General features: G+C 45.3%; 18 protein-coding genes and 1 tRNA gene. 10 read left to right on the forward strand and 9 right to left on the reverse strand.

Annotated elements, in window-relative coordinates; genetic code table 11:
* Positions 1–152 precede the first annotated feature (152 nt).
* From K1Y79_RS17725 to K1Y79_RS17735, 3 genes are read right to left on the reverse strand one after another with little or no spacing between them, the layout of a single operon-like run.
* Entirely contained in the window at positions 153–2,741 is a 2,589-nt protein-coding gene (locus tag K1Y79_RS17725) for a DUF3857 domain-containing protein (protein WP_220251500.1), read from the reverse strand.
* Between the two features lie 16 nt (positions 2,742–2,757).
* On the reverse strand, positions 2,758–3,864 hold the full coding sequence (locus K1Y79_RS17730; protein ID WP_317197489.1) for a DUF2891 domain-containing protein: 1,107 nt from the start codon (positions 3,862–3,864) through the stop codon (positions 2,758–2,760).
* Positions 3,865–3,867: 3 nt separating this feature from the next.
* Positions 3,868–5,115: an NAD(P)/FAD-dependent oxidoreductase gene (locus K1Y79_RS17735; protein WP_220251501.1), complete on the reverse strand. Its 1,248-nt coding sequence runs from the start codon at positions 5,113–5,115 to the stop codon at positions 3,868–3,870.
* Positions 5,116–5,181: 66 nt separating this feature from the next.
* Here K1Y79_RS17735 and K1Y79_RS17740 point away from each other — a divergent pair, with 66 nt between their 5' ends.
* The 3 genes from K1Y79_RS17740 to K1Y79_RS17750 all read left to right on the forward strand — a co-directional run bounded on the left by K1Y79_RS17740 (position 5,182) and on the right by K1Y79_RS17750 (position 6,636).
* Complete coding sequence (locus K1Y79_RS17740; protein ID WP_220251502.1) at positions 5,182–5,493, forward strand: YbaB/EbfC family nucleoid-associated protein; 312 nt, start codon at positions 5,182–5,184, stop codon at positions 5,491–5,493.
* Between the two features lie 58 nt (positions 5,494–5,551).
* Positions 5,552–5,624: transfer RNA gene (locus tag K1Y79_RS17745), tRNA-Thr, on the forward strand.
* A 415-nt stretch (positions 5,625–6,039) separates the two neighbouring features.
* Positions 6,040–6,636, forward strand: a complete 597-nt coding sequence (locus K1Y79_RS17750) for a hypothetical protein (protein ID WP_220251503.1) — start codon at positions 6,040–6,042, stop codon at positions 6,634–6,636.
* A gap of 87 nt (positions 6,637–6,723) precedes the next feature.
* Here K1Y79_RS17750 and obgE read toward each other — a convergent pair whose 3' ends face one another.
* Positions 6,724–7,791, reverse strand: coding sequence for a GTPase ObgE (gene obgE / locus K1Y79_RS17755; RefSeq protein WP_220251504.1), 1,068 nt, complete (start codon positions 7,789–7,791; stop codon positions 6,724–6,726).
* 154 nt (positions 7,792–7,945) lie between these two features.
* A complete protein-coding gene (locus tag K1Y79_RS17760) occupies positions 7,946–8,533 on the reverse strand; it encodes an adenylate kinase (protein WP_220251505.1) in 588 nt (195 codons plus the stop codon).
* Between the two features lie 368 nt (positions 8,534–8,901).
* On the opposite strand from K1Y79_RS17760, the gene K1Y79_RS17765 reads away from it, so the two are divergent.
* Positions 8,902–11,940: a glycoside hydrolase family 3 N-terminal domain-containing protein gene (locus K1Y79_RS17765; protein ID WP_220251506.1), complete on the forward strand. Its 3,039-nt coding sequence runs from the start codon at positions 8,902–8,904 to the stop codon at positions 11,938–11,940.
* Positions 11,941–12,036: 96 nt separating this feature from the next.
* On the opposite strand, the gene K1Y79_RS17770 is transcribed toward K1Y79_RS17765, so the two are convergent.
* The gene (locus K1Y79_RS17770) at positions 12,037–12,462 is read right to left on the reverse strand and encodes a hypothetical protein (RefSeq protein WP_220251507.1); all 426 of its coding nucleotides are present in this window, start codon (positions 12,460–12,462) and stop codon (positions 12,037–12,039) included.
* Between the two features lie 203 nt (positions 12,463–12,665).
* Between K1Y79_RS17770 and K1Y79_RS17775 the strand changes: the two genes are divergently transcribed.
* Positions 12,666–13,718, forward strand: a complete 1,053-nt coding sequence (locus tag K1Y79_RS17775; RefSeq protein ID WP_220251508.1) for a COX15/CtaA family protein — start codon at positions 12,666–12,668, stop codon at positions 13,716–13,718.
* Between the two features lie 63 nt (positions 13,719–13,781).
* Entirely contained in the window at positions 13,782–16,037 is a 2,256-nt protein-coding gene (locus K1Y79_RS17780; protein ID WP_220251509.1) for a patatin-like phospholipase family protein, read from the forward strand.
* A 2-nt stretch (positions 16,038–16,039) separates the two neighbouring features.
* Here the strand turns inward: K1Y79_RS17780 and K1Y79_RS17785 are convergent, their stop codons facing one another.
* The gene (locus K1Y79_RS17785) at positions 16,040–17,041 is read right to left on the reverse strand and encodes an alpha/beta fold hydrolase (protein WP_220251510.1); all 1,002 of its coding nucleotides are present in this window, start codon (positions 17,039–17,041) and stop codon (positions 16,040–16,042) included.
* Between the two features lie 362 nt (positions 17,042–17,403).
* Between K1Y79_RS17785 and typA the strand changes: the two genes are divergently transcribed.
* The 4 genes from typA to K1Y79_RS17805 all read left to right on the forward strand — a co-directional run bounded on the left by typA (position 17,404) and on the right by K1Y79_RS17805 (position 21,342).
* Positions 17,404–19,215, forward strand: coding sequence for a translational GTPase TypA (typA, locus tag K1Y79_RS17790; protein WP_220251511.1), 1,812 nt, complete (start codon positions 17,404–17,406; stop codon positions 19,213–19,215).
* A gap of 123 nt (positions 19,216–19,338) precedes the next feature.
* Positions 19,339–19,962, forward strand: coding sequence for an alpha-ketoglutarate-dependent dioxygenase AlkB family protein (locus K1Y79_RS17795; protein WP_220251512.1), 624 nt, complete (start codon positions 19,339–19,341; stop codon positions 19,960–19,962).
* A gap of 17 nt (positions 19,963–19,979) precedes the next feature.
* Positions 19,980–20,855 carry a hypothetical protein gene (locus tag K1Y79_RS17800; RefSeq protein WP_220251513.1) on the forward strand — a complete coding sequence of 292 codons (876 nt, stop codon included), beginning with the start codon at positions 19,980–19,982 and terminating at the stop codon, positions 20,853–20,855.
* Between the two features lie 58 nt (positions 20,856–20,913).
* The gene (locus tag K1Y79_RS17805; protein WP_220251514.1) at positions 20,914–21,342 is read left to right on the forward strand and encodes an META domain-containing protein; all 429 of its coding nucleotides are present in this window, start codon (positions 20,914–20,916) and stop codon (positions 21,340–21,342) included.
* A 69-nt stretch (positions 21,343–21,411) separates the two neighbouring features.
* On the opposite strand, the gene K1Y79_RS17810 is transcribed toward K1Y79_RS17805, so the two are convergent.
* Positions 21,412–21,768, reverse strand: a complete 357-nt coding sequence (locus tag K1Y79_RS17810) for an IPT/TIG domain-containing protein (RefSeq protein WP_220251515.1) — start codon at positions 21,766–21,768, stop codon at positions 21,412–21,414.
* Positions 21,769–22,232: 464 nt separating this feature from the next.
* A complete protein-coding gene (locus K1Y79_RS17815) occupies positions 22,233–24,389 on the reverse strand; it encodes a S46 family peptidase (RefSeq protein ID WP_220251516.1) in 2,157 nt (718 codons plus the stop codon).
* Positions 24,390–24,420: the final 31 nt, after the last annotated feature.

A 24,420-nucleotide genomic window follows, 5' to 3' on the forward strand; every position in this document is an offset into this window, starting at 1 on the left:
CTTTCAGAAGATGAAGTCAGATAACATTCATCAGCGACCATCCTGTTTCATGTTGGTGTCAGGCTACTTATCTTACAGCAATCTTGTAATAAATGAATAAGATTATTGTAAGATAAGTAGTCATTCGTTAATACATCCATTGCTATCTTACCTTAATGTTCAAAGGTAATTTCCTGGTTGCTGATCACCTTTCCATAAGGCCTGATGAATGTCAGTTTGACTCTCTTTGCTATCAGCATATATGGTATCAGTATTACTGCACTGGCGGCTGATTGAATGAATATACTGAGCGATGCAGGTGCCCATTGATTACGTCCATATACAAAGTTAAAAGTGAGTACATCGGCCAGATTAAAGATGGCGCAGAAACTTACAAAAGTGATCAGTGCTTTAGGAAAAGTATCTCTCCTTTTAATCAGCAGGAATACCAGTAACACACTGAATACAAACAGGCAGATTGTACAGGCAAGTTCTATTAACAGCAGCAGCTGCAGCAGCGATGTACTATGTGTTGCATTAGGTAATTTATCAAGGTGTTCCCAGATATTATTGTTGAAGATATCCATCCCTATCAGGATAAAAAATAATCTTACCGGGATAATGAATACGACAATTGCTACCAGCACCAGGAAGCCGCTGATGGCCCTGGGTGCAGGATGTATAGCCTCATGTGGCAAGGAGGTCTTATAGAAACGTATAGCACGATTTACAAACACGATTGTAAGGAAAACGGTTAAGCCAACAATCATCCAGTTAATCTTTTCCGGCGGTACTTCTGCCTGAACTTTCTCTTCTACATCCCAGGAAAATTTGAATCCAAGAAAGTCATCAATCTTCTTTCTGTCTTTGATGTACGTCGCAATGAAACTGGCAGGGATATGATCCTGGTGAGTTTCAAAAGTATAATGCAGCGTAATGAGGCTGTCTTTTACAGAAGGGACAAAATGCAGAGCATAATATTCATTATCGATATGCAGTTCTTCTTCATCAATCTTCCATGGAGAGGGCATTTCTATAGTAATGGTGTAATCCTGTGAGAAGGGATAACGCATTTCCAACGGTGCCTTTTTCCTGTCTTCTTCTTCGGCGTAAGGAGGCAGCACATCTCTGAGCAGGTTAGCTCTTACGTTGAAGTCAATACCATGAACTTTGGTACTATCCGTTTTCCAGGGGGCGTGTAATGTATAGCTTTCCCGTATTTCCAGTCGATCATTTTCTTCATCATCGATTATCTGTAATGATGAATCAATACTGACACTGCCATAGATGTTTTTATAGTAGTCGAGGAAGGTACTTTCATTATCCTTCCGGCTGCTATTAGCCAACAGATCCCGTTGATCATCTGCATATTGCGTGGTAAATACTGAGGAGACAGTCAGGATGCCTTTCCCATTGTGATCGGAAGGGAGTTGAAAGTGCTCGTGTATAATTGTTTTTCCATTACCTGAATTACGCACAGGCGTAAAGTCGCCCGTACCTGCAGTGTCTATCACAAGGCCTTGCTGGAAGTCTCCGACTGTTAGCATAGACAGGTTACCACGCTGAAAGCTGGTGGTTGCATCTATCCAGTATTCTTTGTCTTTGAGTTTCGCGTATACGATAGCATGGTCAAAAAGATCTGGCGCGGGCAGGTAATCAACAACATGACCTTTCATGTATGAATCGACATAAGCCATGCTTGCGTAGATGCCATTTGCTTTGAGGATGGTGACAAGCAGGAGTGATTTGTCTTTACAATCACCGAACCGCTGCATCAGTATCTTATCGGGTGTATTAGGACGATGTGAATATTCTCCCATTTCGATACCCATATACCGGATATCATCCTGAACAAAGCGGATGGCTTTGAGCATATAAGCTTCCTTATTGCCTCTGGCGTCCCTTTTCAGTTCTGCTATTTTGGCTTTAAGTGGCGCGCCCGGAGGTGGCACTTTATTGATGCGGGCACCCCATTTAATCACCTCCATCCAGTTGTTATATTCAGTTACCTGTACGGTGGGGTAGTTATCATACCATCCGGGTGCATCTTCTTCCGTTTCAGGTGCCTGTACGTTGGTCATTTCCCATTTGTACACCTGCATGCCGTTCACCATTTGCCGGTCGGGCATAGGTGCTTCATTGAAAGTTTTGAAGGAGAGTTCCCGGGAGGGGGATGCAATGATACTCCTATGAAAATTAACTATCGGGTTGGGAGAGGCCAGATAAAAGAGGCTGGTGAATTTGTGTTCAAATATCGGGTTATTCCCTTCCACGGTATAGGAAAACTCTATCTGATCGCCTTTGCGTACATCTTCCAGGATAAAGTAGGCCGTGTATACTCCACTGTAAATAAAGCGGGACAGGTCGTCTTCCTGTTGCAGTATTTTAAACCTTGAAGCCTGTAGCTGTTGATTGATAATTTTTCCCTGGCGGCGGATCAGTATTTTATGGAAGTGCAGCTTTTCATATACAGGGTCGTAGTTGACTGTTATTTCAGCTGCATTCTGGATGCCGGCTTCTGAGATGATCTGTTTGATCTCGTGATGGTACAGTGCGGCCTGTTCAACATGGTGTTGTTCTTCAAACAGCAGCATGTAATAGCCATTACTGACATCTCTGGCATTAGGGGCCTGTTTGAGATCTGGTTTATAGGGCACCAGCCATGTGGGGGCTGGTGCGATAGAAAAGTTTTTTTGCTGCGCACTGGACCTGGCAGAAAAATAAAACATCAATAGGATAAGGATAGGAAGTATCCGGTGCATAGCAGTAAGATAGGCATTAATTGTTCTCTGTGGTCAGCGCGTATACCGCGAAGGAGGCGAGCCAGTGTTCTCCTGCGTAGTCGCCACTGGCAACATGCGGGATAGCGGCTTCCAGATGCTGGTTGGCCAGCTGGAGTATCGCTTCACGATTTTCTGTAGTATGGCGCGCAATGCCGTATAGGCACCATGCTCTGCTAAGGTTCAGTCCGTAGAGATGTACAAGTTTACCGTCAGTAATATCTTTTACCTGTGCCACTTTGAAGGCGGTAATATCTTTTTTAAACAGGTCAGGTACAAAGGCTTTGATCCATTGCTGGTATTCTTTTGCAGGCAGTACGCGTCTCATCAGATCTGCTTCTTCCAGGCAGGGGGAAAGGAAGTCATAACCTCCGGGTTCCCATGCCACGGGGCAGTTTTTGTCAGCTTTGTAGAAGCGGAGCGCTGCTTCGCGGATGGCGTTTTGCAGGGCTGTATCATTCGCAGTGACTGCATAATCCCACGCGAGGGAGAGGCCGAAAGCCAGGTTGGTATGTTCTCCTACGCGGATCGGGTATACCAGTTTGCCGAGGAAATCGATATAAGCTTTTGAGAACTGGGTAGCCAGTGGCTGTACGTTTGCCGCCAGTTGTTTGCCTAGAGGGTCGTTCCATGTCAGCAATTCTCTTTGCAGTTGCAATAGCCAGCTCCAGCCATAGATACGCTCGAAGCTCTTATTTTCTTTGTTTTTGAAAAGCTGTTGTTCCTGTGCAATATTGTTTGCCGTCAGGTTTTGTGACAGTTTACTAATTACTTCTTTTTCTTTGGCCATACCCGGGAATGACTTCAGCAGGCGTACCAGCATCCAGTGACCGTGTACGCTGCTATGCCAGTCGAAGCAGCCATAGAAAGCGGGATGGTAGTTTTTGGGATGGGTGACCAGCGAACTATCCGAGAATACAACCCCTGTTTTGTAGGGGAACTCTTGCTGCATACAACGAAGTGGCAGTTCTGCCAGATGAGCGGCTCCCTGGGCGGTAAGGTCCAGGAGGCCATTGCTTTTACGGGTATAATATGCCTGTTGTGCAAAAGATGCGGGCATCAGAAAACCGGTTATAATAGAAAGGAGAATCAGTTTTTTCTTCACAGCTTATCGATTAAGTAACAATTTTACGTAGAAGGATGGTTTAGCCAGCTTTTTACGGAGGTCTACTTCATAGAACATGCAGGAAAGCAGTTCCTGCAGTTGCTTGTTACGGCTGCTTATTTTCATCAGCGTATTGAAGAGCCATGGATATTTAATGAGTTTCTGGAGTCTGTGACTCAGTTTTAGTTCGGGTCCGAGGATGCGGTATATTTCAGTATCGTATTTGGCCAGTTGTGCTGCGCTGTAGTTATTGGCTTTGATGGCTTCAGCAGCCTGCAGGGCCGCAATTCTGCCGGAGTACAATCCGTTTCCGATGCCTTCGCCTGTGAATGGATCGATGAGATATGCGGCATCTCCTGTAAGCATATAACGTTCTCCGGAGAGAACACGTTGTTTGCTGCCGAGGGGAAGGCCGTATCCTTCGATGTTGCTGACAAGTTCCGCGTCTTTAAAGCGTTCTTTAAACACGGGGTCATTGGCTATAATATCCAGCATGGACTTTTTCAGGTTCATTTTCTTTTTGCGTACCGCTTCGCTTAGTACGCCTACACCTACATTTGCTTCTCCGTTGGGCAGCGGGAATATCCAGAAGTAACCTGGCAGGAGGCTTTTTAGGAAGTGCAGCTCAATGAAGTTGTCAGGGTTGTTGCCACTGACATTTTTATAGTACGCACGGATGCCGGCAACGTAGTGTTTGGGTTCCATGGTAATATTGGCGACATCTTTTGTGAAGGAAGAATGTGCGCCGTTGGCAATAATCAGCAGGTCTGCTTTGACTTTGAAGTCTTTATTGCCGGTAACGTAGTATCCGTCGGCTTTAAGTTCGTATTTATCAACAGTAACACCTTCCAGCAGTGTAATTTCCGGTCTGCGTTTTATTTCATCGACCAGGAAGTTATCGAAGTCGATACGCTTACATACGTAACCGATTGGCGTTTCCTTGTGTGCATTGTTCTCGCTATTGTAATCGGGGCGGTATCCTACATCAAGGCTGTATCTGGCGGGAGATACGAAGGTAACGCCCCAGCTATTGACTTTGAAATTGGCTTCCTTAAGACGTCTGGCAATTTCAGGATCTATCCTGTTCAGTGCAGTGATTACTTTTCCGCTAAGGCCATCACCACATACCTTATCACGGGGAAAAACGGCTTTGTCTACTACGACGCACTGAATGCCGAGTTGTGCCAGCTGAAGGGCGGCAGCTGCTCCTGCGGGTCCAGCACCTACAATACATACTTTAGTTTCCAGCATCCTAAACATTTAAACTGTTAAGATAAAGAAAAGAGGGATATCTTCGCGGCCTAAAATCAACTGACCATGTTCGGAGACTTATTTGGTAAACTGCAGGAAGCGCAGTCTAAAATGAAAGAAAGTAAAGAGCGTCTGTCTCACATCACTGTAGATGGAGAAGCCGGAGACGGTGCTGTGAAGGTAGTTGTAACCGGTAACCGTGAAGTAAAAAGTATTGATGTAGCAGAGCATCTGCTGGAAAAGGATAATAAAGAAGAATTGGAAGACCTGCTGATCACGGCTTTAAATCGTGCGCTTAAAAATGCGGAGAATGCGTGGGAATCGGAAATGAAAGGTATTGCAGGCGGTATGCTGGGTCCATTGGGCGGATTATTGTAAGCTGTTCGGCAATGCTGTCTGCTTTCAGGTCATCAGCCTTAATTTGCATGAACTGTCTGCCAATCTAGCTCAGCAGGTAGAGCAACAGTTTCGTAAATTGTAGGTCGTGGGTTCGACTCCCATGATTGGCTCTGTAGCAAAAGAACGTAGCCACCGGTGATTCACCGGTGGTTTTTTATGTCCTTAATCCTACTATAACCGGGAATTGGCAGGTCCGGGTTGAATACATTTAAGGGAGGGCGGCAGGGTAGAGGTAGATGGACGTAGCACCCGGTCTTTGGCGCAGGCGGTATTGCCAGGATATACGGGCGGATGGGGATTAAGAGTAGCTGTAACGCGTGTATGGTGTTTTATGTAGCCTTTTTCAGCGCAATAATTTCAGGATAATAAGATATTTAAAACTCAATGTTTGTTTTGTATATTTAGTACGAAATTGTTACGGCAACAGAAAGTCACCTGCGAACTGTATTGAATGCATTGCCTGTACCCCTTCACCTTAAACAATATCTAATAATCCAATTTCGATAACAACCAAATTACAATTGCATGAAACGAATGTCTTTCAACATTATCGGCTGCCTGATGCTGGCATTAACGTTACTCACAGTATCCTGTGGTAAAGATGGCGATACTGGTCCGCAGGGAGAGCAAGGTCCTGCTGGTCCACAAGGTCCCGGAGGCCCCGCTGGTCCTGCTGGTCCGCAAGGTCCTGAAGGTAGTGCCAATGTGATCTATTCTGAGTGGCTGGATGTAGTTTATGAGGCGGATACTAATCACCTGAGTGGTGGCGGCATTGATACCGTTGGTTATTTCGCTGTCATCGAGGTTCCAAAACTGGATCTGAACATGCTGACTAATGGCGAAATCAAGGTTTATTTAAATGGATTCAGTGCAGCTGATCCTACTGTGATACCTTTGCCATATTTCAATGTATACACTGGTCTTAGCATCAATCCTTCTTTCTATCTGAATACGATTGAGATGTATTCTAATGGCGATATCAGTACTGTTGTGGATAATGCCGGTACTAAATACCAGCAATACCGTTATGTATTGATTCCTGGTGGTGAAGAGGCGCGTAAAGCGAAGATTGACTGGAATAACTACGAGCAGGTGAAAACATACCTGGGTTTGAAAGACTAGAGGCTTTATCAGTTAGATATATAAAAGAGAAAGGCGTTTGGACATCCCAAACGCCTTTCTCTTTTATATAGCTAACACCTTATTGGGTTAAGCTTCTTCTTCCGCTTCATCGTCTTCGTCATCGTCCTCTTCTTCCTGCTGCGGTCCACGCACCTGTTGCGTATCGCTGTTCAGCGCCTGCCACAACATGTCTTTGAGTTCTGACAGTCCTTGCTGGGTAACGGAGGAGATGAACACATGTGGCACATCTTCAGGCAGTTCTTCTGCGATGGCTTCTTTCAGTTCATCGTCCAGCATGTCGCTTTTACTGATAGCGAGGAGGAACTGTTTATCCAGCAGTTCGGGATTATATTGCTCCAGTTCATTAACCAGGACGTCAAAATCTTTGCGGTGGTCATCGCTATCTGCAGGAATGAGGAATAGCAGAACGGAGTTCCTTTCAATGTGACGCAGGAAACGGTGTCCGAGACCTTTACCTTCGTGAGCGCCCTCGATGATACCTGGCAGATCGGCAATAGCAAAAGAGCGATCGTTACGGTAAGGTACCATACCCAGGTTAGGAGTGAGGGTGGTAAAGGCGTAATCGGCAATTTTTGGTCTGGCAGCGGTAATGGTAGAGAGCAGGGTAGATTTACCTGCATTTGGGAAGCCTACTAATCCTACGTCGGCTAATATCTTCAGTTCCAGTACTTTCCAGCCTTCGATGCTAGGCATACCTGGTTGGGCGTATTCCGGGGCCTGATTAGTGGCTGATTTAAAATAACTGTTACCGCGGCCACCTTGTCCGCCGGGGATCCATATGACTTCTTCCCCATGATGGAGGATTTCTGCCTCAAGGTCTCCCGTTTCTTCATCGAAAGCCTGGGTACCCAGGGGTACTTCGATAATAACGTCTTCACCGTTTTTACCGGTACTGTTATTGTCGCGACCGTTGCCGCCATCTTCTGCCACTACGTTTTTGTACCAGCGTAAGTGCAGTAGGGTCCATAGCTGGGAGTTACCTCTCAGGATGATATGACCGCCACGGCCGCCGTCTCCACCATCGGGTCCGGCTTCCGGGTTATATTTAGTACGCATGAAGTGTGAACTACCTGCGCCTCCCTTACCGGATTTGGCGAAGATCCTTATGTAATCAACAAAGTTGCCTCTTTCCAAAGTATATAATTTATGCTTAATGTAACGCAGTTCCAGGAGGACGGCGTTAAATACAAAAACGCAAAGATCGTTAAGTTCAGCCACTTTAACACGTATAACGCGTTAAAATGCTTACTTACAATCTTTGCGTTTGAGAATATGTAGACCGGGAGGGTTAAACTTTTTCCTCTACCAGGCTTTCTATTTCTTTGCTGAGGCGCTCAAAAATCTCATCTACAGAGCCTTCACCCTTGATCTTTTTGAACTTACCGTATTTGGCATAATGATCAGCTACAGGGGCTGTCTTATTGTGGTATTCTACAATACGGGCTCTGATTACCTCTTCGTTGGCATCATCGCTACGACCAGAGGTGATACCTCTGTTCAACAGACGTGCAATTAACTCATCTTCAGGAACTTCCAGAGCCAGCACATTAGAAATAGCTGTCTTTTTCAGAGCCAGCAGTTTGTCCAGTGCCTCTGCCTGTGCGGTAGTACGAGGAAATCCGTCGAAAATAAAACCTCTTGCTTCTGGATTGGCATCCAGTTTGGAGCTGATCATGCCAATTACAACCTCGTCCGGAACCAGTATACCCTGGTCCATCACTTTCTTGGCTTCCAGGCCTAGTGGTGTTTTCGCTTCAATCTCGCTACGCAGCAGATCGCCGGTGGACAGGTGAAGAAGCCCGAATTTTTTAATCAGGTTAGCACTCTGAGTGCCCTTACCGCTACCGGGAGGGCCAAATAAAATGATATTGACCATGTTTTAAAGAATACTTTAGCAAGACTGCAAATATAGCAAACAATTGAATGTATTGGTAACTAAAATTGCAATTGCTTGAATAATGTAAAATATTTAAGAAATTTCCTAGATATGTTTTAATGATTTGCTGTAAATAATGGATTATTTTTAAGAAGTTCATGCCTGATGCAAAGTAGTCAAGGATGTGCTTTACAAGCTTTCATATCATATCACAGGATAACTCAAATATAAACATTTCTACTGCCGGAAGATTGCCGGGATGTGAAATTATCGAGTAAAAAATTAAAAGCTGTTCAAACATTAAATGTTTAATCCGTAGTGGAAGAAGTCATGCGCTATGGAGTAATAATTCGTAAGTTTAGTTGATGATGATGAAGCAATTAACGATTTTAGGTCTCTCTTTTTTGTGTCTGGGTGGGAGTGTGCTAATGGCTATTCCGGATAAAGGCCCTGGACCCCGGCCACCAAAACAGCAAGCGCCGCAGGAAGTAAAGGAACACCTCAGTGCAGGTAAAAAGGTTAAGTTCAGACAGCAGGATACTGCGTCACATTGGGTGGACAGTGTCTTTGAATCGCTGGATGACAATGAAAGAATTGCCCAGCTGATTATGATCAGGGCACACTCTAACCTGGGTGCCGATCATATTAGAAAAGTTGTTAAAGATATCAGGGATAATAAAGTCGGAGGACTGATCTTCTTCCAGGGAGGACCTGTACGTCAGGCAAATCTGACCAATTACTATCAATCTATCTCCAAGACACCCCTTATGATCGCCATAGATGGTGAATGGGGGCTGGGTATGCGATTGGATAGTATCACCTCGCTGCCCCGTAACCTGATGCTGGGCGCTGTACAGGATAGCAGCCTGGCCTACGAGTACGGCAAACATCTCGCTATGCAATGCCGTCGGTTAGGTATACATGTTGACTATGCACCCGATATGGATGTGAACAACAATCCGAATAACCCGGTTATCAATGACCGCTCCTTTGGTCAGGATAAATACCAAGTAGCACGGTTGGGCGTTCAGGTCATCAAAGGTATGCAGGATCAGAATGTGATGGCAGTAGCTAAACACTTCCCTGGCCATGGCGACACTGATGTCGATTCTCACTACGATATGCCGGTAATCCGTAAGACCAGGGCACAGCTGGACTCGCTGGAGCTATATCCCTTCCGGAAGGCAATTGAAGCAGGTGTACAGAGTATTATGATGGCCCATCTGTACATTCCGGCCCTGGATAGTACTCCTAATACGCCCACATCTATTTCCCGCAAGGCAATCACAGATTTTCTGAAAGGGGAGCTGGGCTATAAAGGCATTGTTATTACAGATGCATTGGAAATGAAAGGAATTGCCAAGTTCTATACCGGAGGCGAGGAGGCTGCCCGGTCCCTGCTGGCAGGTAATGATATGATGATGCTGCCTTCTACAGCTTCAGGTAGTATTGAAGCCATAAAGCGTGCTATCAAAAGAGGCGATATCACATGGGATGAGGTTAACGCCCGGGTAAAGAAAGTATTACTGGCCAAGTACAAACTGGGACTGAATAAGCCACAGTTCATAGATGTGAATAACCTGACTGCCGATCTGAATGCAGGAACGGACTCACTGACCAGACGTATTGCACAGCAGGCTATAACCCTCATAAAAAACGATAATAATCTTATTCCTTTCACGCGATATACCCCTGGAAAAGTAGCGGTAATTGCAGTAGGTGCAGATGTGAACAATGCATTTGTACAGACAGTAAAATCGCTGCGTCCTGATGTTAACAGCTTCATCTTCACTGCTCGACAGGCAGAAACACAGGTGCCGCAGGTAGTAGAGCGTTTGAAGAAAGACTATCAGGCAGTGATCATCAGTTTGCACAACTACAGTAGGCGCCCTGCCAGAAACTTTAATATCAGCTCGGCTGAGCGCCTGCTGATCCAGCAGCTGCAACAGGAGATGCCTTCTGCCACGGTAGTATTCGGTAACCCGTATGCAATCCAGTATTTCTGCGATGGCCCGACTATTCTTGCTGCTTACGAAGACGATGAAATCACACAGCGTACTGCTGCCTCCATACTATTTGGCCAGATGCCGGCTAAGGGTAAACTGCCAGTTACAGTATGTACAAGTTTCCCATATGGAACAGGCATTGTATCCACTCCGCCGCCGCCGGTTGAGGTAGTAAAGGAAGCGCTTCAGCATGTAAAACCGGAGTCTGTAGGAATGAACAGTCAGACGTTGCGGAAGATAGACGTACTTGCTAACGAGATGATCAGGAAAGGTGCTGCTCCGGGCTGTCAGATATTAGCCATGAAAGATGGTAAGATTGTTTATGATAAGACATTCGGGTATTTCGATTACAGCAAACGTGAGCCGGTTACATCCAGTGCGGTATATGACCTGGCTTCAGTAACGAAGATATGTGCTACTACAGTTGCCATCATGCGCCTGTATGATGAAGGGAAACTAAGCCTCGACGCTAAACTGGGGGATTATCTTCCCTGGGTAAAAGGTACAAACAAAGAAGGATTAAAGATCCGCGACATTCTGCTGCATCAGGCAGGGCTGGTGGCCTTCATACCCTTCTACAGGGATGTGGTTGATGCAAAGGGATTTGCTGACACAGCGCTCTTCCATGCTTATGCAGACTCCGTTTATTCTGTGAGAGTAGCAGAGCACCTCTATATGAAATCCTGCTATGTGGACACGATGTATATGCGTATACTGGAAAGTACGCTGAAGCCTCAGCAGGGGTATGTATATAGTGATAATGACTTTATCTTCCTGGGTAAAATTGTGGAGCAGCTTAGTGGTAAGAAACTGAACCGCTATGTAAGAGAAACATTCTATGAACCATTGGGGATGACCACTACCAGGTTTCGCCCAAGAGAGCATTTCCAGCTATCGCAGCTGGCTCCGACAGAGCATGAACCCATCTTCCGCCGTCAGTGGATAAGAGGGGATGTACACGACCCCGGAGCAGCGATGTTTGGCGGCGTGGCCGGTCATGCTGGATTATTCTCCAATGCAGAGGATCTGGCTATCCTGATGCAGATGTTACTGAATGGCGGGACATTTGGCGGCAAAGAGTATATCAAAGCAGAAACCTTACGGTTATTCACCGCTAATAACAGTAATATCAGCCGTCGCGGACTTGGATTTGATAAGCCAGAAAAGACCAATAGCAAAAGAGGAGAAGGATATCCGGCGAAAAGTGCTTCACAGGCCACCTATGGTCATACTGGCTTTACGGGTACCTGTGCATGGGTAGATCCACAATCGCAGCTTGTATATATCTTTCTGAGCAACAGGGTATGTCCTGCAGGAGGAGAGAATAAGAAGCTGATTACACAGCACGTAAGGGAAAATATTATGGAAGTGCTGTATGAAGCGATGGGAGATAGGAAATAGGTATAGGAAAACAGGATAATTAGGCAATAGTGCCAGATGAAGTATGCCTTAGTGGCCATTCATCCGGCACTATTTTTTTTATAATAAGTCCAATATCTATTGCACGGATACTGTTCTGTTGATGCTTGTTTCTGTTTTGATGTTAACTACCTTCTCTGCCAGTCTGTTACGGCCTTTTCTGATCTCGAAAGTATATGCCCCGTCCTGTAGTTCCTGCATGTTGAACTTAGCAACATAGAGCATGGTTACAGGCAGAGATTCCTGGTGCAGGGTATAATTGTTTGCATCTTTTATGCAAAGCGTTACTTTTTCAGTGCCTGGGTTTTCAACGGTGATCTTGAAGATCAGCGCTTCTGTTTCAACCTGAGCTACTTTAAGTCTGAAGGCAGTTACCGGGGTTGTGTTTTCGTCGTTACTTACAATGCTGATCTTGTTGTCATTGAATGCATAGGCATTTGCCTGGGCTTTCGCAAAGGATAAGTTCAGGAGGATAGTTGCTAATAAAAACGCTGTACGTTTCATACAAAACTTAGTTTGTTTGTTGTTAGATGATGTTGTCTGTAAGTATTAGCTAATACATAGTTCCTTAATTCGCCGCAAAGATCGCGGGGTTAGGTTAACTAAAAGTTACGGGTAGGTTAACATAGGATTATGAATCGTTCTCGCCGGTAGGATGACGAATGTCATTCTTAATTGTCATTTGATACCTAACTTTGCTGGCGTCTATGGAAAAATCGAGATTAAAACAGCAGCGGCCGGTGGCTATCTGGCTATATATAGGGGTGGGAATGCTTATTGTGCAGGTATTGCTTGGCGGAATTACCCGTCTTACTGGTTCCGGATTGTCCATTACGGAGTGGCAGCCTATCCTTGGCGCTCTGCCTCCGATGAATGAAGCTGCCTGGCAGGCGGCTTTTGACAAATACAAAGAAATAGCACAGTTTCAATACATTAATAACCATTTTACCCTCTCTGATTTTAAGGCAATCTATTTCTGGGAATGGTTCCACAGGGACTGGGCCCGCCTGATGGGGGTGGTGTTCATCATACCATTCATTTACTTTGTTGTAAAGAAGAAGATCGATCGGTCGATGATACAGCCGATGATCATCCTTTTCATACTGGGAGGGCTTCAGGGCGCTATTGGCTGGATTATGGTAAAGAGTGGCCTTAATCAGGAAGATCTGTATGTAAGTCATATCCGGTTATCCATACACTTCATTTCTGCGCTGGTATTGCTGGGTTATGTATTCTGGTTTGCGCTGAAATTAAGTACTCCTAATCGGGAATTGCTGGCAGTTCCCCGTCTGCGCCGGTTCAATATATGGTTACTGGTCATATTGACCTTGCAGCTGATATATGGCGCTTTTATGGCCGGATTGCACGCGGCGCTCTCTGCCAACACCTGGCCGGATATCAATGGTATGTGGTGGCCTGTTGGTATGTTCACACAAGGAGGGATATTGACTGACATTACACATAATCCTATCACTATTCAGTTTATTCACCGTGGGCTGGCATACATTATCACCATATTGGTTGTGATGTGGTGGTGGAAAGCGGCCGAAGCACGTCCAAACAGCCTGTTGCGTGCGTTACGTTATCTGCCGTTGGTATTGGTGTTCTTACAGGTTGTATTGGGTGTACTAACACTACTGGGCAGCCGTGTAAAGATTCCTATCATGCAGGCAATACTGCACCAGGGAGTTGGCATGTTGTTATTACTATCCCTTATATGGACATTGTTCCTTAGCAGAAATAAGGCAGTTAGAGAATAAGCTCAAATCTGACCAATAACATGTTAAAGTTTTTCGTAAGTTTAGCTGCAATAAGCTTAATGGATGAAAGTGAAATCATTGTTGGTCAGGTTGTTTTATTCTTTTCCTATACAACTGTTCTTGCTTCATTTCCGCAAGTACCAGGTGTTGTTGTTGTTTTGGGCTATTCTTTTCAGTACGATCAACGGTGAATTTGCCAAAGTCTTTGGTGGTGATGCCTTGTATCTGGCTCCTGAATATTTAGGTAAAGTAAATTTTTACAGCACTTCTATTCTGGGGGTTGCTACTGGTTTGTTTGTGATGAGTTGGAACATCACCACCTTTATCCTGCATACAGGCAGGTTTAAGTTCCTTGCTACTACTTCCCAGCCCTTTTTCAAATATTGTCTTAATAATTCCATATTTCCCATTGCTTTTCTGCTCAACCTGCTATTACGCAGCTGGGAATATCAGCGTTATCAGCAGCTAAGCTCTGTGCCGGAAATATTATTGCTGACGGAAGGATTTATCTGTGGATATCTGCTGATCGTGTTTTTCTGTTTCTTCTACTTCTTTAATGCAGATAAAAATATTGGCCGCCGGCTGGAAAGGAAGTTTGGCAATCCACGCAACTTCTTGCGACTAGTATTAAAACCGACGCAGGAAAAAGACGAAAATGCCTTGCCTGTTCATAACTACTTTACTTCCTTCACCAGGATCCGGAGGGCCAGGAATGTGGATCACTATAACAAGCACTATCTGGATAGCATACTCAAGCAGCACCACTTTGCTGCGATGATTACAGTAGGTTGTGCGCTGATCTTCCTTGTTATATTGGCCTTTCTGATGGACTACCCCGTCTTCAGGATTCCTGCCGGAGCAAGTGTGATGATCTTCTTTGCTTTCCTTATCGGTGTGGCCGGTGCATATGCCTACCTGCTACAAAGCTGGGCTATTCCCATGTTACTGGTAATCATCTTTGCGCTGAACTGGATGGTGGAGCATGATTTACTAGACAACAGAAATAAGGCTTACGGACTTAACTATAAAAAGCGGGAGAAAAGACCTGAATATAGTGTAACTGCCTTACAGCAGTTTTTCACCCAGGAAAGGGCTGACAATGATAAAAAGCAAACGCTGCAAATACTGGAAAACTGGAGAGCCAAACATACCGGCCCTGGTAAGCCTAAACTGATAGTCATGAACTTCAGCGGTGGTGGCTTGCGTTCTGCTACCTGGAGCATGAATGTATTACAACGTCTTGATACCTTGATGAAGGGCCAGCTGATGAACAATACCGTTCTGATGACCGGCGCTTCCGGTGGTATGATGGGAGCCTCTTACTTCCGGGCATTGTACAAAGAGAAACAGCTTGGTAAACAGATAGATATGCAGGACAGCAGCTATACGGAACGCATCTCCCGGGACCTGCTAAACTGCGTGTTTACCTCTATGACTGTGAATGACTTTATAACGCCATTCCGGTCTTTTAAAATTAATAACAAGCGTTATGCGAAAGACAGAGGTTACGCTTTTGAGCTGGAGCTAACCAGTAATACCGGTACCGCATTCACCGGCACCATCCGCGACTACCAGGAACCAGAACGGCAGGCAAAAGTGCCTATGCTGATATGGAGTGCTACTATCAATGCGGACGGGCGCAGGTTGATCATTTCTCCTCAGCCGGTAAGCTATTTATGTGCGCCAGAGTATTCGCCCAAAGTAAGAACCGTACGTGATATAGACGGTGTGGATTTCACACAGTATTTCGCTGCTCAGGAGGCAATGGATCTGCAGGTAACCAGCGCTATCAGGATGTGTGCAACATTCCCTTATGTATTGCCAAATGTGTTCCTGCCAAGCGTACCGATCGTGGATGTGATGGATGCAGGTATCAGAGATAATTTCGGACAGGAACCATCTATGCGCTTTCTATATACCTTCCGTGAATGGATCAATGAGCATACAGATGGGGTAGTGTTTATACAAGTCAGAGATACCCGTAAGAATGATATCAAGTCTATCAAACAATCCATGAAGCTGAATGATATGATGTTTGATCCACTGTTCACGATGCAACAGCACTGGAGCGCTATGCAGGACTTTGTACAGGATAATGAACTGAGTTATCTGGAAGGGTATTTTCCGGGGAAGTTCCACCGTATTATTTTCCAGTATGTGCCGCAGAAAGAGGATAAAGCGGCGGCGCTGAGCTGGCATCTGACGTCGAGAGAGAAGATAGATATTGCAGGTGCGCTGGACAATCCGACTAACCAGGCGTCATTTGACAGTGTGATGAAGATGGTCCGCAAGCCAATGCTCACGGACCAGCAACACTAACTTTATTTAAGAAATTCCATTAACGGTTTGATGAAGTAAGGATACGCTTCTATGTGCGGAAGGTGTCCTACACCTTCAATGGGAGCCAGTTTTGCATTCGGGATGCGCTTACTGATATTTTGTCCCAGTTCAGGGTATTTTCCCATTGTCTGCTTTACGTCGTCCGGTACATTAGCTTTACCTAAGGCGGTGCGGTCTCTTTGACCAATAATCAGCAGGGTAGGAGCTTTAATGTTTTCAAACTCATAAAACACGGGCTGCGTAAAGATCATGTCATACGTCAGGGCGGCGTTCCATGCAATGCGGGCATAATCTGATCCTTTCGTCCAACCGGCCTGTAATACAGCCCATTTCTCATATGCTGGCTTCCATTCACCGGCATAGTAATTATCCAGCTGGTATTGTTTTATCTTTTCATAGTTCTGTTTCAGTTCGCTTTCATACCATTTATCCACAGTCTGATAAGGCACTTTCAGTTTCCAGTCTTCCAGTCCAATGGGGTTTTCCAGGATCAGCTTTTCGACTACATCCGGATACATCAGTGTAAAGCGGGTAGCGAGCATACCTCCCATAGAGTGACCTACAACGGCTGTTTCGCATATTTTCAGGCTATCCAGTAAGGCTTTTGTATTCTGAGCGAGCAGTTGAAAGGTATATTGCAGTTGCTGTGGTTTAGATGATTTACCAAAGCCTATCTGGTCAGGAATGATCACCCTGTATCCGTTCCTGCTCAGATCAGCCGCAGTGCTGTCCCAGTAAGCGCCGCAGAAGTTCTTGCCATGCAGCAGCATCACCACTTTTCCATTAGGTTTTAATGGTTGTATATCCATGTATGACATGCGCAGGTTCTGGCCCTGAAGCTTCAGTGTGATGTTGTGCACAGGGTATGGATACTCATAGCCTGCCAGGTCGGCATCATAGGGCGTAATGGTCTGTGCATTGGTACGGTTGAGCAATAGTGAGAAAGCCAGAAAACAGGTTACGAAAATTAATCTTCTTGTCATTATCCACAAATTGGTGAGTAAATACGGGTTGCAGGGCAAAAGTAGTGCCTGCCTGCCGGGGAGGCTAAAAGATTGTGATGTGCGGAAAGTAGGGCTTCACAGATATAGAAAAGTTACATCTGTCGTCCTTTCGTTGTATTTTTGTCATAAGAATGGAATACAGTGGCAACGTCTGCTGTAGGTGTAAACGCTTATCACACAGGGAGTTGTTGCTCATATATTCAAATTTTTAACGAAATCTTTGGATAAATGATCACAATTATTTAAAAGCCTATCCCCACTTTTTCCACATTTTATTATAACTTTGCGCCTTCTTTTGGCCCGACCTCTGTCAACCAGCCAGAAATAATTGAACAAGATTTATGAATATCCGTAACATAGCAATCATTGCGCACGTAGACCACGGTAAAACTACCCTGGTTGATAAAATCCTGCATCACACCAATGTTTTCCGGGCTAACCAGGAAACAGGTGAACTGATCATGGACAACAACGACCTGGAAAAGGAACGTGGTATCACCATCCTGAGTAAGAACGTCTCTGTTGAGTACAAAGGGGTGAAAATCAACGTAATTGATACTCCGGGCCACGCCGACTTCGGTGGTGAAGTTGAAAGGGTATTGAAAATGGCAGACGGTGTAATCCTCTTGGTGGATGCCTTCGAGGGACCAATGCCTCAGACCCGTTTCGTACTGCAGAAAGCACTGCAGCTGAAACTGAAGCCGATCGTGGTAATCAATAAAGTAGACAAGGCGAACTGCCGTCCTGACGAAGTGCATGACTCAGTATTCGAACTGTTCTTTAACCTGGATGCTACGGAAGAGCAGCTGGATTTCCCAACCTACTACGGTTCTGGTAAGAACGGCTGGTTTAATGATTCATTGACTCAGTGTGAAGACATCACTCCATTGTTGGATGGTATCCTGAAGCACGTACCTGAGCCACAGATTCCTGAAGGTAACCTGCAATTGCAGATCACTTCTCTGGATTACTCTACCTTCCTGGGCCGTATCGCCGTAGGACGCGTAGCTCGTGGTACTATCAAAGAAAACCAGCCAATTTCCCTGGTACAGACAGACGGTTCTATCAAAAAGTCCCGTGTACGTGAGCTGTATACCTTTGAAGCACTGGGTAAAAAGAAAGTAACTGAAGTAGAACCTGGAGATATCTGTGCGGTTGTAGGTCTGGAAGACTTCAATATCGGTGATACTATCGCTGACTTCGATGCTCCTGAAGCATTACCAGTTATCAGCGTGGATGAGCCGACTATGAACATGCTGTTCAGCATCAACAACTCACCTTTCTTTGGTAAAGATGGTAAGTTCGTAACTTCCCGTCACCTGCGTGACCGTCTGATCAAAGAAACTGAAAAGAACCTGGCACTGCGCGTAGTGGATACTGACAGTGCGGATAGCTTCCTGGTATATGGTCGTGGTATCCTGCACTTAGGTGTACTGATCGAGACCATGCGCCGTGAAGGATTTGAGTTGACCGTAGGTCAGCCTCAGGTAATCCTGAAACAGGTAGATGGTAAGAAATGTGAGCCATATGAGACTTTAGTGGTAGATGTTCCTCAGGAATTTGCCAGTAAAGTAATTGATCTGGTAACCCGCCGTAAAGGTGAGATGCTGATCATGGAGACGAAAGGCGACATGCAGCACCTGGAATTTGAAATCCCTTCCCGTGGTCTGATAGGTCTGCGTACACAAATGCTGACTGCTACCGCTGGTGAAGCTGTAATGGCACACCGCTTTAACGACTATAAACCATGGAAAGGACCCATCCCAGGTCGTAACAATGGTGTATTGATCGCTAAAGAAGCTGGTACTACTACAGGCTACTCACTGGATAAACTGCAGGACAGAGGCTTCTTCTTTGTAGATCCAGGAGAAGAAGTATATAAAGGCATGATCATCGGTGAGAACAACAAACCTGGTGACCTGGTAGTTAACCCGAACGAGGGTAAAAAACTGACCAATATGCGTGCAAGTGGTAGTGACGCTGCAACCAGCATCGCTCCTAAAACCCTGATGACACTGGAAGAGTGTATGGAGTACATCCAGCACGATGAGTGTATCGAGGTTACACCTAACCACATCCGTATGCGTAAAACACACCTGGATGAGGAAGAAAGAAAGAGAATGCAGAAAGTAATGAAAGCTGACGGTATCTAATCGCTGCTTATCTGCTCAAATTATAAGAAGCCGCCTTGTATAACACAAGGCGGCTTCCCTTTTTATACATATCCTGAGCTTTCTATATCCATTGCGTAGCGGCAACGTATCTTTGCATTGAGAATGGAGCCGCAAATACCATTATTTAACGACCCGGATAGTCAGCATATTTCCCTGAAAGATGGAGAACTGGTCTATTGCCCGCAGTTTTTTAAGCTGCCGGAAGCCAATCATTATATGCATCAGTTACTGCATACCATCAACTGGCAGCAGGAAGGAATGATGATGTACGGCAAACAGGTCCTTTTTCCACGATTAATGGCCTGGTACGGCGATGCAGGCAGCAGTTACTCATTTTCAGGAAGTACCTATGCACCATTACCCTGGACAGATGAATTATTACAGATAAGAGCGCAGATCATACCTCTTGCCGGCGTTGACTTTAACAGTGTACTACTGAACCGCTACCGTAATGGCAAAGACTCAATGGGATGGCATGCGGATGATGAGCCCGAACTAGGCGTTAATCCAGTAATAGCCTCTGTCAATCTAGGAGCACCCCGGCGTTTTATGCTACGTCATGTGAAGGAAGGTGATAAATTTGAACTATCACTGGAACATGGGTCACTGCTGATAATGAAAGGCGCTCTCCAACATCACTGGCAACATCAGGTGCCGAAAACAACCAAAGTGTCCGCTGAACGGATCAATCTTACATTCCGCGTAATACACCACTGCGTTACATAACCTAAAAAGACAACGTCATGAAAAACCCCACCCTACTCATTGGCAATGATATCAACAACATATCCAAAGGCCAGAGCTGGAGAGACCTGCTTACAGATATCGTTGGTTTCTGTTTGCCGGATGGCTGCATCCAGCTGGATGAAAGAAAGCCATTTCCGCTATTGTACGAGGAGATATTTCTGACCGCCATTCGCCGGCAACACATCCGGGAGGCAGAACTAAAAGCCTACATCGCAGAGAAAACACTGAAGATAGAGCAGAACGAGATTCATGCAGCTATCCGCGAACTGTCGCCCGCACATATCATGACAACCAACTACGAATTTACATTGGAAGGAACACTGCCCTCCCGCAATGACAGCCTGGTACTGGAACGTGCCTTCAGCATCTTCCGTAAATATACTATTGGCAATACTCACTACTGGCATGTACATGGCGACTGCCTGAATCCACTCAGCATCAACCTGGGATTTGAACACTACGGCGGCCAGCTGCAGCAAATGCGTAACTATGTAGTATCTGGTACTACCTACACCAGCCGGCAGGCTCCGAAACTGTCGTTAGTACAGCGTATACAACAACACCTGTCGGTTAATAACGACTCCTGGCTGGACCTGTTTTTTACTAAAGACATTCATATTTTCGGACTATCCCTCGACTTTGTAGAGACTGACCTGTGGTGGCTGCTGACTTACCGGGCCAGACAGAAATTTCAGAAGAATACTATTCCGGTACGGAATGCATTGTATTATTACATCCCAACTGAATTTGTGCAGGGTGCTAAGTTTAAGCTGGAAATGCTGGCAGCTAATGATGTGAAGGTAATAGACATTGCTGCACCAGATAAACGAACGTATTACGAAGAGGTGCTGAAGCAGATCAGGCGCTTGTGAACCATATGGATTGATTTTTGTTCTTCTGCGGATATAAGACCTTACTAAACTCAAGCATATGTTTATAAGATTAACCGCGTTGGCAATGGTACTCCTTGCCAATACATGTAACCAGAAGGCGGTGAAACAAGAGATTGGCACTATCCAGAGTAAGAGATGGAGCCTGAACAGCATGAATGGCATCGGTCAGGAGAAGTCTCCTATCTGGCTGGAATTTGACACGACAGAGCACCGCTTCAGTGGTAATGCCGGATGTAACAAAGTAGCAGGCCAGTATGAACTGGAAGGGAATGAAATCTCTTTCGGAAAAGTGATCAGTACACGGATGGCATGTATGGATCAGAAAGCCAATGAAAGGGAAAGCGCATTTCTACGTATGCTGAGTGACCGTACTTACACGGTGAAGTTTGAAGAGCAGCAATTGCAATTCCGCGATAGCGGGAGAGTCGCGATGTCTTTCACAGGATTTAAGAAAGCCGCACACTAATACGCGCGTCATAAATTAAAGCAGCGCACACACAGACAAAGTAAGTCTATGTGTACGCTGCTTTTTTTGTTATCTGCCGGCCAGCATTACGATCTGATTGTCAATCAGGACGGTATCAGATACTTCACTGCCTACCTTTACGGTAACAGCTATTTTAGCTGTTTTTCTGGCAGGAATACGTACTACAAGCTCATTATCAGTTGCACTGATGATCTGCGCTTCCACATCATCAACCATCACCTTATTATCGGTGGTTACATGACTGAATCCTTTTCCCTGGATAGTCAGTAAAATATCGGTTGTTCCTGCAGGAAGTGTATCCTGGATGTGAAGGTCGGTGTTACCGGTTGAAGGGTTAATCTGACAACTGTAAAGACAACACATTACCATGGCTATAATAGCCAGACTCATTTTCTTAATAAACATATACTTTTTCTTTTTTTGGGGTTCGGGTTCAAACAGTGCTAGTAGTGCATGGAGTCAACAGCTACTGTTGGTATTCAATTAATTCGGACGCAAAGGTAAGGAGTTTTTACAATTCGGCAATGCGTATTATTACCTGAAACCAGGAATTGAGTATTAATACTTGCTTCTGGCAAGTAACCAGACGGGACCATTTCTTCAGGATAAAAAAAGGGCTGACCAGCTATTGTTGGTCAGCCCCGGCAAGGATAATTGCCTGATGGTATTTTATTATCTTTCCGCTGCTACTTCGTCCCGTCTTCGTCGCTAGTTCGTCGCTAGTTCGTCCCTTGTTCGAATGCTGGTTTTTGGTAGTGGAAAGTGTAATATTTTGCTTATCAGTATGTTAGTGATTAATCAGCCCCCATATTATAGCAATGTACCATGTTAAGATATCATCACTAACAACTTTCCGCGTCTGCGATCAACTACTTGATCAGTTTCAGCTCGTTGATGATATTGGTAGCTCCGCCCAGTTTATCGATACACCATAATACATAGCGTACATCCACACAGATTGTACGGTTGTATACAGCGTCAAACTGAATCTTGTGACTCAGCGCTTCATAGTTACCGTCGAATGCAAGACCGATCAGTTCACCATTGGCGTTCAGCACAGGAGAACCTGAGTTACCACCGGTGATGTCATTAGTAGTGATAAAGCAGGTAACGATATCATTTTTTCTTGCGTCTTTGTACTGACCAAAGTCTTTCTTGTTGTAGAGAGACACATAATTTTCAGGCAGGTCAAATTCGTAATCGCCTGGTTTATATTTCTCCAATACGCCTTTCATTGTACAAACATAGTCGTAGGAAACTGCATCGCGCGGAGCGTATGCTTTTACCTGACCGTAGGTTAAACGCATAGAGAAGTTAGCGTCCGGGTACCATTTTTTGTTAGGTTCCATTTCCAGTTTGCCTTTCATATAGGCGCGTCCAAGGTCATTGTTTTTAGTAACGAACTGGTTGTACAATGGCTGGTACTTGGTAGTGAAGTTTTTAACGAATGCGCTGGAATAAGCGAAAGCAGGATCTGTTTGCAGGGTGACTGCATCCGGATTAGCGATAAAAGCTTTCCACCGGGCATCGTTCATGATCATAGAGCCAGACATGATAGCCGCAGACCAGAGGCGGTAGGTATTATTATCATCCAGGCTACCAAATTTAGCTTTGATGGCGTCATAGAAGCCGATAGGATGTTGGGCTACCGGAATATCAGTGTAGAACAGGTGGCAAGTCGCCGCCAGTATCTTCTGATCGCTGGTTTTGTCTTCCTCTTCCAGGAAGGCAGTGCGTGCTTTGTCAGCCGCCTGGATGCTTTGTTTAATAGCATCTGAAGAGCCGCCTGACTGTACCAGTGCTCTTTCCACAGCCTGCAGACTGGCAGCAAAAGCGGCCAGAGGGGAGCCCATGATGCCTTCATTGATATAAATACGGTGTTTGGCGTATGGAGTCCAGGCTTTATAATTGGCAGCATAATCCTGGAAGATGCCGTTGTATTCATTCTTGCCTTGTGCCCATTTGGTGAAGGCTGCTTCTTCTTTTTGTTTTTGGTCTACAACATGGTATTTCACCAGTTGCTTCGCTTCACCGTCAAAGAATTTCCAGTAGTTAGCGATACCTGCATAAGAGGAAGCCAGTTTCAGCTTGATAGCAGGATCTTTCTTCATCTGCTCAAACATATAGGAAAGGCGAACGGCGCGCAGGGATACAACCGACGGATTTTCAACCTCGATTTTCAGTTTCACGCCTTCAGAGCTTTCGTAACGGTTAGTACCGCCCGGGTAGCCGAAGATCATAGCGTAATCATTTTCCTTGATACCTTTAATAGATACAGGGAGGAAATGTTTTGGTTTCAGTGGAACGTTGCCGGCGGCATATTCCGCAGGTTTGCCATCTTTGTCGGCATACACGCGGAAAACGGAGAAGTCGCCGGTATGGCGTGGCCATTCCCAGTTGTCGGTATCGCCGCCGAACTTACCGATGCTTTCCGGAGGGGTACCTACAAGGCGGATATCTTTGTAGCGCTCATAGACGAAGAGCAGGTATTGGTTGCCTTTAAAGATAGGCAGTACCCTTGCTTCGTAGTTAGTGCCATTAATTGCCTGGGAGACAACTTCGGCTACTACTTTCTGCTGTTGCAGCATTCTTTCCTGGCCGGTGAGGTCTTTTAAACCTTCCATAACCTGTTTGGTAACGTCGTCTACTCTTACCAGAAATTGTACAGAAAGTCCTTTAGCCGGGATTTCCTGGGTTTTATCCAGGGCGTAGAAACCATTTTTCAGGTAGTTGTGTTCAACAGAGCTGGCCGTTGCAATAGCATCGTATCCGCAGTGGTGATTGGTGAAAATGAGACCCTGATTGCTCACTATTTCCCCGGTGCAGCCACCGCCGAAAATAACAATGGCATCTTTTACTGATGCTTTGTTGATGCTGTACAGTTGTTCTTTGGTGAGTTTAAGTCCTTTTTTCACCATGTCATTGTAGACTTGCTGTCCTAATAAATAGGGCAGCCACATCCCTTCATCTGCTTTGGCAAATTGTGTGGCCAGCAGGAGGAGAAGGATCATCAGATTCTTCTTCATAATTGATATCGTTTTTAAAAAAGCAGGCTCA

Origin of the sequence: Chitinophaga rhizophila (genome assembly GCF_019492185.1) — a bacterium.
GTDB lineage: Bacteria > Bacteroidota > Bacteroidia > Chitinophagales > Chitinophagaceae > Chitinophaga > Chitinophaga rhizophila.